Source organism: Sphingopyxis sp. H050 (assembly GCF_001468265.1).
GTDB lineage: Bacteria > Pseudomonadota > Alphaproteobacteria > Sphingomonadales > Sphingomonadaceae > Sphingopyxis.
In genome coordinates this window covers 22754-37951 of sequence record NZ_LNRZ01000002.1, presented here as the reverse complement: position 1 = coordinate 37951, position 15198 = coordinate 22754, and the positions used below count along the sequence as shown (strand labels likewise).

At 62.0% G+C, this 15198-nt stretch carries 17 protein-coding genes; 11 read left to right on the top strand and 6 right to left on the bottom strand.

All coding sequences use genetic code 11. The features are described from left to right. The first annotated feature begins 42 nt into the window (after positions 1–42). Positions 43–2139, top strand: coding sequence for an Atxe2 family lasso peptide isopeptidase (locus tag ATE67_RS03305; RefSeq protein WP_197411877.1), 2097 nt, complete (start codon positions 43–45; stop codon positions 2137–2139). Positions 2140–2163: 24 nt separating this feature from the next. Here the strand turns inward: ATE67_RS03305 and ATE67_RS03300 are convergent, their stop codons facing one another. The 6 genes from ATE67_RS03300 to ATE67_RS03280 all read right to left on the bottom strand — a co-directional run bounded on the left by ATE67_RS03300 (position 2164) and on the right by ATE67_RS03280 (position 6548). Beyond that, the gene (locus ATE67_RS03300) at positions 2164–3954 is read right to left on the bottom strand and encodes an asparagine synthase-related protein (protein ID WP_058815261.1); all 1791 of its coding nucleotides are present in this window, start codon (positions 3952–3954) and stop codon (positions 2164–2166) included. Then, complete coding sequence (locus ATE67_RS03295; RefSeq protein ID WP_156416889.1) at positions 3954–4619, bottom strand: lasso peptide biosynthesis B2 protein; 666 nt, start codon at positions 4617–4619, stop codon at positions 3954–3956. Before ATE67_RS03295 ends, ATE67_RS03300 begins: the two co-directional genes overlap by 1 nt. A gap of 55 nt (positions 4620–4674) precedes the next feature. Then, a complete protein-coding gene (locus ATE67_RS21285) occupies positions 4675–4815 on the bottom strand; it encodes a benenodin family lasso peptide (RefSeq protein WP_156416888.1) in 141 nt (46 codons plus the stop codon). Positions 4816–4977: 162 nt separating this feature from the next. Continuing rightward, a complete protein-coding gene (locus ATE67_RS03290; protein WP_058810003.1) occupies positions 4978–5607 on the bottom strand; it encodes a GntR family transcriptional regulator in 630 nt (209 codons plus the stop codon). A 3-nt stretch (positions 5608–5610) separates the two neighbouring features. Further along, positions 5611–6027 (bottom strand): helix-turn-helix domain-containing protein, encoded by a 417-nt coding sequence (locus ATE67_RS03285; RefSeq protein ID WP_156416887.1) that lies wholly within the window; start codon positions 6025–6027, stop codon positions 5611–5613. Positions 6028–6170: 143 nt separating this feature from the next. Beyond that, on the bottom strand, positions 6171–6548 hold the full coding sequence (locus tag ATE67_RS03280; RefSeq protein WP_058539830.1) for a hypothetical protein: 378 nt from the start codon (positions 6546–6548) through the stop codon (positions 6171–6173). A 380-nt stretch (positions 6549–6928) separates the two neighbouring features. Here ATE67_RS03280 and ATE67_RS03275 point away from each other — a divergent pair, with 380 nt between their 5' ends. The 10 genes from ATE67_RS03275 to ATE67_RS03230 all read left to right on the top strand — a co-directional run bounded on the left by ATE67_RS03275 (position 6929) and on the right by ATE67_RS03230 (position 15055). After that, positions 6929–7234, top strand: a complete 306-nt coding sequence (locus tag ATE67_RS03275) for a hypothetical protein (protein WP_058539829.1) — start codon at positions 6929–6931, stop codon at positions 7232–7234. 19 nt (positions 7235–7253) lie between these two features. Continuing rightward, a complete protein-coding gene (locus ATE67_RS03270; protein ID WP_231728032.1) occupies positions 7254–7994 on the top strand; it encodes a DsbC family protein in 741 nt (246 codons plus the stop codon). Between the two features lie 204 nt (positions 7995–8198). Beyond that, the gene (locus ATE67_RS03265) at positions 8199–8516 is read left to right on the top strand and encodes a hypothetical protein (RefSeq protein WP_058539827.1); all 318 of its coding nucleotides are present in this window, start codon (positions 8199–8201) and stop codon (positions 8514–8516) included. A gap of 114 nt (positions 8517–8630) precedes the next feature. Next, positions 8631–8897, top strand: a complete 267-nt coding sequence (locus tag ATE67_RS03260; RefSeq protein ID WP_058539826.1) for a hypothetical protein — start codon at positions 8631–8633, stop codon at positions 8895–8897. 41 nt (positions 8898–8938) lie between these two features. Then, entirely contained in the window at positions 8939–9538 is a 600-nt protein-coding gene (locus ATE67_RS03255; protein WP_197411754.1) for a TraE/TraK family type IV conjugative transfer system protein, read from the top strand. After that, entirely contained in the window at positions 9522–10289 is a 768-nt protein-coding gene (locus ATE67_RS03250) for a type-F conjugative transfer system secretin TraK (RefSeq protein ID WP_058810000.1), read from the top strand. Before ATE67_RS03255 ends, ATE67_RS03250 begins: the two co-directional genes overlap by 17 nt. A 50-nt stretch (positions 10290–10339) precedes the next feature. Then, positions 10340–11584 carry a TraB/VirB10 family protein gene (locus ATE67_RS03245; RefSeq protein ID WP_231728061.1) on the top strand — a complete coding sequence of 415 codons (1245 nt, stop codon included), beginning with the start codon at positions 10340–10342 and terminating at the stop codon, positions 11582–11584. Further along, positions 11584–12213 carry a TraV family lipoprotein gene (locus ATE67_RS03240; protein ID WP_443028729.1) on the top strand — a complete coding sequence of 210 codons (630 nt, stop codon included), beginning with the start codon at positions 11584–11586 and terminating at the stop codon, positions 12211–12213. The genes ATE67_RS03245 and ATE67_RS03240 overlap by 1 nt, the downstream gene beginning before the upstream one ends. Continuing rightward, a complete protein-coding gene (locus ATE67_RS03235) occupies positions 12210–14726 on the top strand; it encodes a TraC family protein (RefSeq protein WP_058807948.1) in 2517 nt (838 codons plus the stop codon). Before ATE67_RS03240 ends, ATE67_RS03235 begins: the two co-directional genes overlap by 4 nt. Further along, a complete protein-coding gene (locus ATE67_RS03230; protein WP_058536471.1) occupies positions 14723–15055 on the top strand; it encodes a hypothetical protein in 333 nt (110 codons plus the stop codon). The genes ATE67_RS03235 and ATE67_RS03230 overlap by 4 nt, the downstream gene beginning before the upstream one ends. Positions 15056–15198 lie beyond the last annotated feature (143 nt).

Below are 15198 nucleotides of genomic sequence, written 5' to 3'. Positions count from 1 at the left end.
CCTGTGCGCGGCCACCGGAATCGCATGCTCGCTTGCGCCACCATGCTCGCGTCTCAGTTCCTCTTGGCTGGGCCGGGCTGGGCCGCCCAATCGGATTGTTCCGGACTGGTCCCCCCCGCCTTCGAACAGCCTAAGGGAAATGGACGCGGCGTCGAGCCAGAAGATCTCGCGCGGGTTCGCGACATCGGTCCGCCGCTCAATGAGCTTCCCGACCGCCGCCTGTTCACATTATCGCCGGATGGAAGCGCCGTGGCGCTTCCTCTGCGACAAGCCGATCCGGCGTCGAACAGCTATTGCCAAGGGATCATGGTCGTTCCCTTGTCGGGCGCCGCGCCGCGGCTCATCGACCAGGGCGGAGATCTCATCCGCTATGAAACACACCAGCTCGATGGATCAACACAGGAAAGCGGGATTATCGAAGCGATCACGCCGCAATGGACTCCGGACGGTCGGTGGGTGATGTTCCTGAAGCGCGTGCATGGACGGACACAGGTCTGGAAGGCTGCAATCGATGGAAGCGGAAGCGCGCCGCTGACTGATAGCCCGATCGATGTCGATCGATTTCGGCTCATGCCCGATGGCAGAAGCGTCATCTTCACGACCCGCCCTGCCCTAGACGAAGCCAAAGCGGCCATCGAGCGAGAAGGGCTTACGGGCCATCACTTCGACGACCGGTTTTTCCCGCTGGCCGGAAGCAAGCCGCAGTTGCCGGAACAGATTGCCTCCACGTTCCACGCATTGGATCTGGAGCGCGGCAGCGCGCGGCCCGCGACAGCTATCGAGCGCGATGCGCTCGACGCCCCATCCATCAAGACCCCGCGTGAACCTGGCGCCAAAGCGAAGCAGAGCCGCGTGCCCGATGCGTGGGTTGAAACGACCGACGCCACTTTTGTCTATCCGGGCACGACGGTCAAATATGCCGGGGCCAACGGCAGAACCGTTCGTTGTGCGTCTGACAGTTGTTCGGATGCCCAAGCGCCCGCCTGGACGATCGCAGGCGGAAAGCGGGTGCTCTTTCTTCGGCGAGAGGGTTGGGCCAAGAGCCTGACGGGTCTTTACGAATGGAACCCCGGCGAGGCGCGCCCGAAGCGGATTTTGCAAACGAAGGATTATTTTGCCGATTGCGAACCATCGGGGCACAGCCTCTTGTGTTTGCGCGAAACGTCGACCCGACCGCGGCACCTCGTTCGGATAGATCTTCGGCGCGGGTCTATGGAAACGCTTTTCGATCCGAACCCAGAATGGCGAGGTCTCCGGGTTGGAAAAGTCGAGCGTATAAACGTCCGGAACAGCTTTGGGCTGGACAGCGCAGCGGATTTCGTCTTCCCCGCAAATTACCAGCCTGGACGACGTTATCCGGCGGTCGTCGTGCAATATGTGTCGCGGGGATTCTTGCGGGGCGGCGTCGGAGATGAATATCCGATCCAGGCGCTTGCGAACAAGGGGTATGCGGTCCTCAGCGTCAACCGGCCACCGCATCTCGGAATATTGGCGGGCGCGACGACCCTGATCGAGGTCGAGCAGGTCAATCTAAAAGATTGGGGCAATCGGAAGAGCTTTCTCTCATCGATCGAGACGCCGCTTAGACAGCTCATCGATCGCGGGATCATCGATGACAAGCGCATCGGCATCACCGGGATGAGCGACGGCACGACAACCATTCAGTTCGCCGCACTCCACAGTTCGCTGTTCTCCGCAGCGATCATGAGCCACTGTTGCTGGGAGCGGTCCCAAGCCTATCTCGACGGGCCCGACCTCGACGAACTCTACAGGCAGATCGGCTATCCGAGCATCCTTCAGCCGGCGCCCGAGTTTTGGCGTGAAATTTCCTTCGCTCAGAACACGGACCGGATCAAAATGCCAATCCTGATACAGGCATCCGATCGCGAATATATGGGCGGGCTTGAGGCTTACACCGCCTTGAAGCAGGCAGGTCGTTTCGTGGACCTGTTTGTGTTTCCAAACGAATTCCACATTAAGTGGCAGCCCGCGCACCGGCTGGCGATTTATCAGCGGTCGCTCGACTGGTTCAACTTCTGGTTCAAAGGGGACCTTCCGACCGACCCCCGTCGACGAGCAGAAGCCGAACACTGGCAGGACCTTCGCGAAAAATGCCGGAAGGATGACCATTGTGGATGAAGCTGGAAGTCGTAGTGCATTTTGTCAACTCGCGACGGATTCCCGGGCGCTTATGTTGTGTTGGTCCGCACTCGATTGCCACGCTTCAATCCAGGATTCGGTGTCGAGGAGAAGCAGGAGGCGCACATAATTCGTACCATGCGTCATTCGGTCTTTAGCAAGCGCAACCTCCAGTTCCGGCTTATTGATGATCCCATTGGCTGCGAGTTGCCCCCCCAGAAGCCGGTTTCGAACGAGGTCGTAGTTGGATCTCAATATCTCCATTGCGAACGCGTCCGGGCCGCCTTTCATTCGCCTGCGGATAATATTCGACGGAAGCTTGGGGGCGAAGGCGCGCCGTGCCGCAGAGCGATCGACGCCGCCCTCGCAAGCCATCCAGCTGGGAATGGCCAATGCCGCTTCGACGACGGGTTGCGACAGAAGAGGTGCGATCTCGGTGAAATTAAGTCGCCTGTCGTGTCCGTGCATATAATGTTGGGCGCGCGTGATCATGGCGACATGTCCACATTTCCCGGGCAACGCGTCCGTCGGCGCCTCCAGCCAGGGATGAGATGGCATTTCCCGTATCAGGTGTCCGATCCAGCCTGGATGGAGAAACTGCGGATCGAAAGGCCAGCTATATTTGGGGCCGCGGCGTCTCGGAACGGAAAAAGCACGACGCGCCACTTCCCAAATGCTCGCTTCTGTGACCTGTGCGAGGTCGCGTAGTGTCGCCAGAAGGCCCGGGACGGTCGGAGCCGCGAGATAGCGATCGACGATAGGGCGAACAGAGCGTGTATTATAGAAGACATTGTCCCCGCCAGCGCCCGTGAAGAATGCCGTCGCGGACCGAGCCGCCATTTGCCGAACAACGGTTTCATCATAGGCCACCATCTGCGCTCGCCCCCCGGGCCTTGGCAGATGCGCAACGGCGGACTGCATGATATCGGCTCGATCGAGCCGATAGGTTCGCGTCTCGAGCGGCAGCGAGCACCATTTGCACAGCTCCTCGGCATAGATTGTCTCGTCCCCTCGCGGTTCATTCGTTCGAAGTGTGAAGCATTCCACTTCCGGCGATCCCGCCACGCACGACGCGAGGATCGACGAGTCGAGGCCGCCCGATACGGCCAAAATGCTTTTATCGAATGTGGCGACCCACCCCCGGCCGCATTGTTCGACAGCCCGGCGCAGTCTTTCGACATGGACGGAATAATCCACCTCCAGGGGGTTCGAAACATGGTGCCACGGCGACCAGCAAACAGCCTGCGAGCAGCCACGTTCGTCCACGGTAGCAAGGTTGCCTGCAAGCAAATCGGAGACACCGGTAAGTCCCGTGCGTATCTGCGCGAGGTCGTCGACATAGAGAGTGGTCGCTACCCCGCCCCAATCAATCGACACATTTACAACCCCAGCATCGATCAAGAGTCTTGGATCCGATGCGAACGCAACGGCCCTTGGACCGACTGCATAGCAACATGGCAACTGGCCGGATGGGTCGCGAAGCGCGCGGACCAGTTCGCCATCGGTCCAGACAGCAAGATATCCGCCCCAGTAACGCTCCAGGAGTTCCCGGACCGGCGCTGCAGAGAGGCCGACCCCGGACGCGGCATCGAAATCCCTGATCGCGGGGCCGCTGCCATGGCGGTGGAACAGGTCGCCGATGATCGTACCGGCGCCGTCACCAATTCCGAGTGGCGACCGCTGCTCGCTCGTCAGAACAGCGTGACGGCTAGAGCGCCAATGCGCGACAAGCCCAGTTCGTTCACCGACCGCGTCGACCAGTCCGTCGTCGAGTTTGCCGCCGCGCGAGGCCAACACAAGATATCGAAGCGCCATCAGAGCGCCAGTATCGGGGTAAAAAGTCGAACACGTTCAAGCGTGTCATTGACCACATATTCGTCTCTTTGAATCCAGCAATGCGCGACAAAGGGGTCGAGCTTGACGCCGATCACCAGCGTGGTGGGAGTCCGGCGTGCAAGGCAGAGGTGTTTGAAAGCGATCGACAGCGGGAGGCATTGATCCTGACGCCGTATGATGATGCCGTTTACCGCGAACGCCGCCGCGACGCGGTTTACAGCGGTCCAATCTTCGATGCGATCCGGAACGAGCGCGGCGCTCGACCGCGACATGGTATTAAAGAGGTTTTTGAGTGGTCGCTTGGCTAGTGCGCGTCGCGCTCTATGGACCGAGAGGAGGGCCGCGAGCCGATCGGTCAGCCTGGCCATAGACAGCATCGGGTCGATCTCGGCCATTGGCGGGGAGACAGTGACAGGCGAAAACGTCCGCGCACCATGATGCGCATCGACCATCAGGCCGCTGATTGCCATTGCCTCGAGGGTGGTCTCGTCGCCTGGTTGTGGCGCTTGACCAGAGGCGAACCGCTGGAAAGCCAAATCCTGATGAACCGGCAACTGAAAATATCGGTCGGCACCGACGTCCAGAAAGACGGCTCGTCCAGAACAGATGCAGAAGTACAAATCGTCTCGCAGGCGCAGAGGCATGGTCGAACCCCTCGGGGTTGGGCGCACGACACCCGGGGGCCGTGCGCCCTCCCGTTCAGTCGTCGGAGATTCCCGCGGCACCGAAATCGCGGCCACCCTTGGTGTCGAGCGGTCCCACGATGGACCCCTTGGTGACTTCGCTGGCAACGCCGAGGTCGATGACTTCGGCGTCGAGATGATCGTCATTGCGTTGCATGATACGTTCCTTCTTCAAACACCGCGGACATTCGCGGTAGTCCCAATTTACGCGGGTTGAAGGAGTTCTCCGCCCATATACGCAGCAATTATTGCTTTAAATCAGCGATTTAGACCAAAATCGAAATTAACCTGACGAGGATCGCGCCCGGTTTTCAGAAGCTTATGCGGTACCTTGTAGCAAGGCACAGAGTTGCGCCACATGCTCCACGCGTCGTCGATGATAAGCGGTCACGCGTCTTCGGACGTTCATTTTGACGTCGATTGTGCCGTTTCTGACAAACGTCCGAAGCTCCCGTTCGAGGTCGCCGAAGAGGCCGACCTCGGCGAGTCGAGAATAGTGCAGGCGTTCATTGGTTCGCCGGATTGAATCCAGGTATTCGCTGTTTCCAGATGCCCACGCGATCGCCTCAAATGTTGCCGATGTCGCCGTGACGATAGAGATAGGATCCGGGCCGATATCCAGACTCCGGATCCGCGCCATCGCAGCCTTTATGGCGGATCGGCTTGTCAAGTGCAGGGCAGACAGAAGCTGATGCCCCGACCACGCATAGAGATTGGCAAGCGCATTGAAGTCAGGAAGCGCGATTCGGAAACCGCCGTCCGGATCGGCTTCAACGAGCCCCTCGCCAACGAGGCGATACAGGGCCTCGCGCACAGGCGTTACGCTGGAATCGGAGCGACGCGCGATCGCCGGAATTGGGATCCGCGCTCCTGGATAGAACACACCAGCGAGATAGTCTTCCTTGATTGCGCGGTAAATCCGCTGGTGAGTGGCGGTATCGAGCCCCATCGATCAGGCAGCCGATGATATCCGGAGCCCTTGGCTCCATCGGGGCGTGAGCGCACTCGTCAGCTGGTCGAGATGCTTTTGCGCGACGACTTCGATGCATAGTCGCTCGAGCTCGCGCAGATCTCCGATCGCGAGTTGCATCGGAAACGCCATCTTCTGCGAATAGAACATCAGCGGGATGAGGATATGCCCTGTCGAGAGGTCCAGCTTGTAAGCACAGAGCAGATGGTCATCGAGCCTTGCCTTCGGATTTCCGGATTCGATTTCGCGTAGCCAGCGCACGCCCATGCCGAGCTCTCTCGACAATTCGCGTTGCGTCAGCCCTTCCCGTTTTCTCGCTTCCTCAATTCGCCTTCCCGACTGTTCCTTGATACGCGACAGCGGGCCTTCAGCGACGGAAGCCGCGTCTTCCAGCGACATTTCCGCGTCTCCTTCTCGGGAGATTGCCCCAGCCAAGGCCTGTAACTCTTGGAATGCTAGGTGTGCATCACACCACGGTCAAACGGAACTGCCGCAATTCTTGCCGGGTCGCGTCGCGCAAGACCTTGAGAAAGTGAAGGCTTCTATCCGGGCACGCCGCTATGGGCTGCCGGCTTCACGCGTTCATAGGTCGCACGGAGCGTTTTGTGGTCGGTTCTTGTGAGTTGGTGCAGGGCGACAATGTAGATGCTCGCCAGGGTCGGCGCATCACGATCCGGCGCGACTTCAACGACGCGCTCGGCGATACGCGTCGCCATATGATTGAGCCCCTTGGACGCGCCGACATAATGATCCTCGCCGCCCTGAAGGCCCGCCGTCGAAAGCGAGGCGAGTTGCTCCAGAACCTTGGGGGCCGGCATTCGGTCGAGGCAATCGACTGCGACCTGGAGGGTGGTGCCCCAGGCGAGCAATGCCCGCGTGCTTCGGATCAGGTGGACATGGGAGTCGATGAGCAAATCCATGCCTGCCGGAGAAAGCCGCAATTTGAACGTGCGTGATTGCCGCGTCATCGGTCTGCCTCCCAGCACACAGAAAACCAGCGTGGTGATACCATGAGCATATTAACCATTTGCGCCAGTAAGCCGAAGTGCATTTTTCGGTCTCCCGGGATCAATTGTGACCCCGCGGCCCGCCAATCGTGAATCAGGGCGCCGTTTAGGCAGCGTCGGCGCGCAATTTGCACAATCGGCACTTCAGTGCCCTCATCATTGTGCGCTCTTCGTTTCATCATCATTCCTCGCCTCGTTCCGGTTGGAGGAGACCATTTGGTCTCGGATCATCAGGTCCGTTCCGATCCACCGATCGTCAATCACCGCGCAATTTGCGCCACGAGGAGATAGTCATGACGCCGTACAATCGGTGCCTTGCGGGCATCGCAATCCTGTTATCCGGCGGCACGCCCGCATCGGCGCACTCCGATCCGGGTCGCTGCGCCGGGCAGACCGAACCGTCCGCCAGACGGGGCGATCTGATCGTCACCCAGGACGCGAGCGGTTTTTCAATCGAACGCCGTACCGTCCCGATCCTGGACCCTCGCGAGCCTTTGGCGAAAACGCCGGTCACGCTTGGCGCGGCGCACCGGATCGACAGGTCGATCTTCCTCAACGCGGTCGCGCCCGCCGGAGATAAATTCGATGCGCGCCGCTAGTGCTTTGTGCTGCGCCGCCATGGCCATCGCGTCCCCTGCGCTTGCGCACGCCGCATCGGCGGAGGAGTCCGGGGACGCGCTCGGCGATGCCGCCGGGCAGGCGGAACGGGAGCTGCGACAGACCTTCACCAACCTCCAGTTCGAGGAGTTCGGACCGGCGCCTGTAAGGGGGCCAATATATCAGGCTATCGCCGGCGGGCGAGTCCTCTATTTCGCGCCGGAAAGCGATCATCTGCTGTTCGCGGCGATTTACGACAAGAATGGCGTGAACATCACCGCGATGGCTCAGGACGCCAGCGCGCGAAAGCGGCTCGGGGCGATTGACGAACGCGACGCCCTGGTCATCGGCCCCGTCGGCGCGCCGAAGGTCATCGAGTTCACGGATCCCGATTGCCCCTATTGCCAGGCGCTCGATCGCTTCTGGGCGACAAAGGCTGCGGAAGGCAAGCCGGTCCAGCGGCTCGTCTATTTCGTGAGCGGTATCCACCCGGACGCGGCCGCCAAGGCCGAGCACATCCTGTGCTCGCCGGACAAGGCGGCGGCGTTCAGGGCGATTTATGCGGGCGCGAGCCCTCCCGGTCTGACGAAATGCAAGGCCGGTGCGGAGCAGGTCGCGCGCCACGGAGCAACAGTCCGCAAGATGGGCATTTCCGGCACCCCCACCCTCTTTGTCGATGGGAAGTTCGTGTCGGGCTTCCAGCAGGCGGAACTCGAGGCGTTCCTGAATGGGAAGAAGGGAGCCGCTGGCGCCGATCCCTGATCGGCAGCCTCACCCCCCCAAAGAATTTCTGGCGGGCCCCGATTGCTCCCTGCCGCTCGCATGAGCGCGACCTGAGGGGATCGAGGACCGGAATGCCGGCGGCATCGGCTTTTTTGGAGACCGTCCACCGCTGCCGTCGGCCGGAAACGATTTTCGTCGTGCCGGCAGGTATCTTCGGACGGTCTCCCTTCAAGGAGAATGGACATGATGACAATGTTTCGGGGAAGGACGGTCCGCACGGTTGACGCGGCAGTCCTTTTCCTCCTGGCCGCAGTCGCGTGCGCCGGCGTGGCCCACGCATTCCAGGCGCCGGCGGCCGGCGACCTCGGTTACGACATTTACGACATCGTCGTGAACAAGGGCGTGAAGGGCCCGCTGGGCTTCGTTGGCGGCGTCGCCGCCTTTCTGTTCGGCGTCTCGCGGCTCTTCTCCAACATCATGATCGGCATCCCGACGATCGTGGCGGCGGTCTGCCTCATCAAGGCGGATTCGATCCTCCAGACCTTCGGCATGGTGATCTGACATTCGGCGCGCCGTCGCAGGAGGACCCGGCGACCGACGCGTCATCCGGAACCGGAAGTGGTGGTCATTTCCGGGATGTCACGCCGACGCGTGATGAAGCATGGGAGAAGGGCGTTGGATGAACGTCTGCCGCAGTTCCTGCATCGACCGGTCCAGATCCTCTGGTTCGACGCCCAGGAATTTGTCGTCGTCATGAGCACGATCTTCGTCGCGGTCATCGTCGGCGGCCTGATCGGCTGGGGACTCATCGGCGCCCTTCTCCTTTTCCTTCCGTGGAAGCGAACCAAGCCGCGCGGTTTCATTCCGCACCTCGCCTGGCGCTGGGGTCTCATCCGTTTCCGCTTCTACCCGGGTCCAACCCAGACCCGCTTCTTCGAGTAGGTCCGATGGCAGGTTTCTTCAGACGCAAGGACAGCGCCGACATGATCGGCGATACGCGCCCGAGCTGGCATTTGCACCGCTATCTCCAGGGATCGGCCAACCTTTTCGAGGAGAACCGGTTGCTGAAGTTCGCGATCGCGGGTCTCTTTGGCGTGAGCATGGTGCTCGGCACCGTCATCTATTCGACGAACCAGGCTCAGCGCACGGTCATCGTCCCGTTCGGCGCCACCGGAGACCTTTATGTCACCGGCAGCAAGCCCTCCGAAACCTATCTCCGTACGATCACTTTCAATATCGTCGGTCTTGCGGGGACCTATTCCGCCTATTCGGCGGACCGGCAATTCCAGGAACTGCTGACGATCGTCCATCCAAGCGCCTACAACGCGCTTCGCGATAGTCTCAGTCATTTGCTGGGCGAGCTCGAGAATAATCCGACGCTGTCGATCGCGACCTATATTCGGGGTGACCAGCCCGTCACCTACACGGCCACTGAAATATTGGTGCCCGTCGAAAAAGTCCGCGTGATCGGCGGCGTGATCCGCAAGTTTCGTGGCAATCTGCGCATTCGCTACGCGACCGAAAATGGCCGTTTCTGGCTGACCGCCCTCCAAGAGGAGAATTTCAATGCCGATATCCGGTAACCGCCGGAGGTTTGCCTGCCTCCTCGGCGCACTGCTGGCGCCGTCCGCAGCCCTCGCCCAATCGGTCTCCGTGCTCCCCGACCAGACCAGCCGCATCCGGCTCTCCAATCGCGACGTGAACCATGTCGTATGCGTCGGCGGCGAGATCGAAGATGTGAAATTTTCGGCGGAAAAGGGCCTTGCGGTCGAGCGCGGCGGATCAGACGCCTGGATCAAGTTCCTCGTCCACGAAATGGACGATGCCGGCGCCAAGACCCGCAGCTATGTGACAACGCCGTCCGAATTCTTCGTTTCGTGCAACGGCGCGATCTATCCGCTCTATGCCGAACCCGCCGACATCCCCGCACAGACGGTGACGCTCGTTCCCGGGTCCGCCCAGCGCACGCGGGCCAATGACGCCCTGCTCGCACCGCTGGTCGAGGAAGAACGGGCCGTGGGCATCGCGCTCGCGATCCTTCAGGACCGCGTTCCCGCATCCTTCACCGAGGTCGCTCCCGCGCGTGAGGCCGTCGCAGTCGGCGACCTGCCGCAGGTCAAAACGACCGAGCGGCGGCGCCTTGAAATCGAGGGCGCAGGTCTTTCGGTAAGCGAATATCTGCTTCACGCAACAGAAGCGACCTCGCTCGACGAGCGCGATTTTCTCGACAATGCCTTTGGTGCCGATATCTTCTCGGTGACGCTCGACCGCTTGACGCTCGCCGCGGGAGACACCGCGCGCCTCATCGTCGTTCGCCGGAGTGCGCAGCCGTGAGCGCCGAAGCCGACAGCGCCGCAACAGGCGATGAAACGCTTGTTCGCGAGATAACGTCAGCCGAGGGATCGCAAGGTCCGGCCTTGTTCGATTTCCGGGCGCAGTGGGAGCGCATGACGTCACGGCAGCAGTTGAGAGCCAAGCAAGCCGGGGTCGTATCGGCCATCGCGCTGGTCGGGCTCGGGCTCTACACGGCGAGTTCGTCGAAGGATGCCGAGGCTCCGAAGCCGGCGGAAGCGTCGAAGCTCGACATGGGCGCGGGCCTTCGCGGTGACAGCCTCGAGGTCAAGCTTCGCGGCGATCTGCAAAAGATCCTCGACGGGCAGACGCTGCTGGGCGACCGGGTCACCGCCATCGAGGAAGGCAAGGTCACGCCCGGAAGCTTGGGGGATGGCATGCCCGCCACACAAGGCGGCGCCTACGATGGGCTACCCCCGGCCCTTCCGGGAGATGCCCCGGCCTATCCGCCCGCTCCGCCCGAAGCGAACGGCGAGGCGGGTGTGATCCCGCCCCCGCCCGCAGCTCCAGCCGCCCCGGCAGCGCCGCCGGCGCCCCCCATTGAACGCCAGGTTGGCGCAATCGGCGCGGCGACCACGGCCGTGGTTCCCGAAGGAGGCGCGGCCGGCGGGGCTCGCTCAAAAAAAGCGAACCGGACGATTTATTTGCCGCCTGGTTTCATGCGGGCACGGCTCCTGACCGGGATCGACGCGCTGGCGAGCAAGGACGCGACCAATAATCCAGAGCCGATCATCGCGCGCGTCCAGGCGCCCGCCGTTCTGCCGAACGATGTGAAAGCCAATCTGGCCGGGTGCTTCGTAATCGGCAACGCAACCGGCAGCCTCGCCAAGGAGCGGGTCGAGGTCCAGCTCGTATCGATCTCATGTGTCGATTTCGACGAGCATGCGGTGGTCGACCAGACCATCAAGGGATTCTTCGTCGACACCGATGGCAAGAAAGGCCTCTCAGGCAAGGTAGTGACGCGCGCGGGCGCGACACTCGCCCGCTCCTTCATCGCGGGCACGATCGCGGGCATTTCGCAGACGGTCGAGGGCACATACGGCAGCGTGTCGACGTCTGCGCTCGGCAGCGTTCGCAGCCTTGATGCCGGCGACGCGGCCAAGGCCGGCATTGCTGGAGGCCTCTCGAAATCGTCGGACAAGCTCACCGACTTCTACCTCGACCTGGCACGGCAAGCCGGCCCGGTGGTCGAGGTGGGCGCCGCCAAGGAGGTCGTGGTCGTCATCCAGGAGGGCATCGCGCTCGAGATCAAGCCCTCCGTCGGAAGCAAATTCTGATGCGCATCTTATCCAAGCCCAAGGGAGAAACCGCCATGGTCCCAAACTTTCGTATCCTGTCGTCCACCCTGCCCGCCCTGGCGATCGCCGCGTCCCTCTCGGGTTGCGCGAGCGTCGGCTCGCTTATGTCGCCTTTTTCGGAAAAGTTCGACTGCAAGAACTCTGATCATGGCCAATGCATCCATCCCGAGCGCGCCTATGAGGATGCCGTCGCCGGCGCGCGTTCGAAGTCGGATCCGGCGGTGACCAACGACCAGAAAATGTTGCGCAGCATAAATGACGGCTCCGCGGCTCCGAAGGCGCGCGGCCGGACAGGCGGGGACGTCTATGGCAGCTACAAGGAGAGCGTCTACCAGGAGCTCAAGGGCCTGATTGATGCGCCGGTGACACCGATGCTGCGGCCGGCGCGCACCGTTCGGACGCTCATCCTGCCCTATGCTGATCGGCAGCGACCCGACCGGCTCTATATGCCGCGTTACATCTATTCCGTGCTGGATAAGCCCACCTGGGTGGTCGGCGGTGCGCTCATCACCTCGCCTGCCCGCGCCTCCCAAGCGCCCATCTTGTCGCAGGTCAAGGAGTCCTCCAGATCGGATGCCGTCCCGCCGGTCGCGGAACCCCGGCCATGAGCAGGCAGTCCTCGAACCTCAGCTTCGCGCGGATGCGCAGCGCCGTGCAGCGGGACAGTTTCTCGAACTATCTGCCGATGGTCGCATGGGACGCTGGCAGCGAGGCGTTCCTGTGCATTGACGACAGCTGGGGGCAGGCCTGGGAGATCGTCCCGACCGCCTATATGTTTACGCACGTCCAAGGCGCGCTCCAGGGACTGCTGAACATCCATTTCCCGGACGGCACGGTTCTCCAGATCCACACCTTCGCCGATCCGCTGATCGACGACGCGCTCGACGCCTTTCTCGATCTCAAGACCAGGGATGATCCGCTGATCCAGGCCTCGGCGCGCCGGACGCGCGATTATCTGAGCGCAGGACGCCATGGCCTCGACGCGCTGCACGGCATTCCGGTCCGAAACTTTCGCACCCTGTTGTCGATCAAAACGCGGCGGCCGCTCGGCGAGGATCTTCGCCGGCAGGTCGAGGAGCAGCTTTCCAAACTGGGTATCCGGCGTCTCCCGCCCGAGGAGATCATCTGCTTCTACCGGCGGATTTTCAACGGCGTCGCCAATGCCGCGCCGGGCGTCTTCGCCGATGGGACCACAGTCGGGGCGCCGCCGATCGCCAAGCAGATCATTGATGCCGGCCCCGATCTTCTGTTCGAAGGACCCGAGGTATTCCTTGGAAATCAGGTCGCCCGGTGTCTTACGCCGAAGGCGCCGGCGCGGCGGATCACCGCCGAGCGGGCCAATCGTTTCCTGGGTGGGATGCGCGGCGCATCGGAGGACAGCGACCAGATAGGCGGGCCGTTTCTCTACACGCTCAATGTCCTCTTCGATCATTCTCAATTCGAGATTCACAAGCGCGCACAGATCCTCTCCGCGCAAAAGGCGGCGGGGAGTTTCGCCGTCGAGGTCGGCAAGCAGATCGACGAGATCGGCTGGATTCTCGATGAGGCCGGGAATTCCAAGTTCGTCCGGGTGATCCCGTGTCTCTGGGTGTTCGGGCGCGATCGTGGCCATGCCCGCGAGATGGCCGCGCGGGCGAAGCGCCTTTGGGAAGGCGAGCCCTTGCCATTCTCGATGCAGGAAGAAAGCTATCTCAATCCAACGCTGCTGGTGATGAGCCTGCCGTTCGGGCTCTATCCCGATCGTACAACGCTGCGGCTCCTCGAACGCGACTTTCGAATGCCGGTCAAGGCCGCTGTGCTTCTGGCGCCCGTGCAGACCGACTTCCGGGGCGGCGGGCGGCCGTCGCTGCTCTACACTGGACGCAAGGGCCAGCTCGTGACGCTCGATCTATTCGATCCGCGCATCAACAATTACAATTTCATCGTGTCGGCCGAGAGCGGCGCGGGCAAGAGCTTTCTCCTCAACAATCTCTGCCAGCAATATTATGCCGGCGGGGCGCTCATCCGCATCATCGATATCGGCGGCAGCTACCGCAAGCTTTGTACCTTGTGCTCGGGCCGCTATATCGACATCGGCGAGGAGCGGCTCGTCCTCAACCCCTTCGACATGGGGCTAGCGCTCGACGGGGACGACAAGCAGTCGGCGATCAGCATGGCGGTTGCGATTGTCGCCGAGATGGCGAACGCCGCGACGCGCAAAGGCGTTACCACGTCCGAATGGAATCTCCTGAAGTCCGCTGTCCAGTGGACTATCGACACGGGCCGCGCGGATCATGGTATCGACGCGGTGCGCGACTGGCTCGGCACTTATCCGGAGCGGGTCGAATCCGGGTTGGACAGCGTCGAGCATCTCGTGCCGACCGCGCGCGAACTCGCCTTCAATCTCCGGGATTTCGGGTCGGACGGGGCTTATGGCCATTATTTCAACGGCCCCTCCACGCTTGACATCCGCTCCGACGAGTTCGTCGTGCTCGAGCTCGAGCGGCTGAAGGCGATGCCCGATCTCTTCAATGTCATCGTCATGGTTGTCGTCAATGCGGTCACGCAAGAGCTCTATCTCTCGGCGCGCGATCGGCCGCGCTTCGTCCTCTGCGACGAAGCCGCGCAGTTCATGACGCGGACCGAGGGCCAAGACTTGTCGCGCCTCGCCGAAGCCTTCGGCCAGGGCTATCGCCGCGCGCGCAAATATCGAGGATCGTTCGGAATCGTGCTGCAGAGCATGAACGACCTCGCGCTGTTCGGCGGTACCGGACAGGTGATCCTAGAGAATGCCGCGACCCGGTTCCTGCTGCAGGGGTCGACCTATGATCGCGCGGTCGACAACAAGATTCTCGATTATTCGGGATTCGTCCTCGACCTGTTGAAATCAGTTCGTAACTCAAAGCCCAATTATTCCGAGGTCTTCATAGACTCGCCGCTCGGGCTCGGCATCGCCCGCCTCGTGGTCGATCCTTTCTCCTATTGGATCAACACCTCGGCGCCCGAAGAGGTCGCGGCATTTGAAGCGCTGATCCATCAAGGACTCTCCCCGCTCGAGGCGATTTGCCGGTTGGCCGGTGTCGATCCGGACGAGGTCGGGAGCACAGCGGGGCCCCGCCCGTCGATGCGTGACGTCGCATGATGCGCGCCCGGCCCGCCCCCTCTTCCGAGACGCTGGAACTGACAGTGGCCGACATGGAGATCGTCGACCGGCTGGTCGAGGAACGGCTGGCCGCGCGCTTCGAGTCTGAGTCCTTCATCTGGCGCTTCCGTCTGGTTTCGGTCGAGACCTTTATCATGGGCGCGCTCGTTCTGGCGGCGGGACTCCTGCTCAAGCAGCCGGTGATGATGGTGCTCCGCGCTAGCGTGCTGGTTGCCGCCACCTGCTTTGCAACCGGCCTGTCGTTGCTGCTTCTCTCGGCTTGGGCAGCGAGGGCCATGACACGGCTACGCCAATGGTGGCAGCGATGAACGGGCTCATCTCAGGAGCACCGTCGCAGCAGGCGGTCCGGATGGTACTCGGCGGATTCCTCCTCCAGGTAGTACAGAGCATGCTTCTGCTCCTCGCGGCGGCACCGGGATCCAACGAGCGGCAGCTGATCTGGGTGCTGACC

What these genes read in the sequence shown, in the direction of transcription:
- ATE67_RS21285 (WP_156416888.1), bottom strand. Translation starts at nt 4,815, where the DNA reads ATGCAACGCAATGACGATCATCTCGACGCCGAAGTCATCGACCTCGGC.
- ATE67_RS03270 (WP_231728032.1), top strand. Translation starts at nt 7,254, where the DNA reads ATGGCCATCGCGTCCCCTGCGCTTGCGCACGCCGCATCGGCGGAGGAG.
- ATE67_RS03285 (WP_156416887.1), bottom strand. Translation starts at nt 6,027, where the DNA reads ATGTCGCTGGAAGACGCGGCTTCCGTCGCTGAAGGCCCGCTGTCGCGT.
- ATE67_RS03305 (WP_197411877.1), top strand. Translation starts at nt 43, where the DNA reads ATGCTCGCGTCTCAGTTCCTCTTGGCTGGGCCGGGCTGGGCCGCCCAA.
- ATE67_RS03230 (WP_058536471.1), top strand. Translation starts at nt 14,723, where the DNA reads ATGATGCGCGCCCGGCCCGCCCCCTCTTCCGAGACGCTGGAACTGACA.
- ATE67_RS03300 (WP_058815261.1), bottom strand. Translation starts at nt 3,954, where the DNA reads ATGGCGCTTCGATATCTTGTGTTGGCCTCGCGCGGCGGCAAACTCGAC.
- ATE67_RS03235 (WP_058807948.1), top strand. Translation starts at nt 12,210, where the DNA reads ATGAGCAGGCAGTCCTCGAACCTCAGCTTCGCGCGGATGCGCAGCGCC.
- ATE67_RS03290 (WP_058810003.1), bottom strand. Translation starts at nt 5,607, where the DNA reads ATGGGGCTCGATACCGCCACTCACCAGCGGATTTACCGCGCAATCAAG.
- ATE67_RS03295 (WP_156416889.1), bottom strand. Translation starts at nt 4,619, where the DNA reads ATGCCTCTGCGCCTGCGAGACGATTTGTACTTCTGCATCTGTTCTGGA.
- ATE67_RS03250 (WP_058810000.1), top strand. Translation starts at nt 9,522, where the DNA reads ATGCCGATATCCGGTAACCGCCGGAGGTTTGCCTGCCTCCTCGGCGCA.
- ATE67_RS03280 (WP_058539830.1), bottom strand. Translation starts at nt 6,548, where the DNA reads ATGGATTTGCTCATCGACTCCCATGTCCACCTGATCCGAAGCACGCGG.
- ATE67_RS03265 (WP_058539827.1), top strand. Translation starts at nt 8,199, where the DNA reads ATGATGACAATGTTTCGGGGAAGGACGGTCCGCACGGTTGACGCGGCA.
- ATE67_RS03240 (WP_443028729.1), top strand. Translation starts at nt 11,584, where the DNA reads ATGCGCATCTTATCCAAGCCCAAGGGAGAAACCGCCATGGTCCCAAAC.
- ATE67_RS03255 (WP_197411754.1), top strand. Translation starts at nt 8,939, where the DNA reads ATGATCGGCGATACGCGCCCGAGCTGGCATTTGCACCGCTATCTCCAG.
- ATE67_RS03275 (WP_058539829.1), top strand. Translation starts at nt 6,929, where the DNA reads ATGACGCCGTACAATCGGTGCCTTGCGGGCATCGCAATCCTGTTATCC.